A 214-nucleotide genomic window follows, 5' to 3' on the forward strand; every position below is an offset into this window, starting at 1 on the left:
CGATCCAGTTCTTAAAAATGAATTTGTAGTTATTGGTGCACACTATGATCATATTGGGATTTCAAATAAAGTGGTAGATAATGATTCTATAGCAAATGGTGCTAATGATAATGCAGCAGGAACTAGCTCAGTGTTGGCTATGGCAAAATATTTTACTGCTAAAAAAAATAATAAACGTAGTATTATGTTTGTGTTGTTTTCTGCGGAAGAAAAA

Annotated in this window: 1 protein-coding gene; it reads left to right on the forward strand. The window is 31.8% G+C overall.

Features of this window, described 5'->3' with window-relative positions; translation table 11 throughout:
- Positions 1–214: M28 family peptidase (locus TD29_RS17730; protein WP_040282960.1), on the forward strand; the 214-nt coding region annotated here is incomplete at both ends.

Origin of the sequence: Psychroserpens damuponensis (assembly GCF_000826655.1) — a bacterium.
In the GTDB taxonomy this organism is placed as follows: Bacteria; Bacteroidota; Bacteroidia; order Flavobacteriales; family Flavobacteriaceae; genus Psychroserpens; species Psychroserpens damuponensis.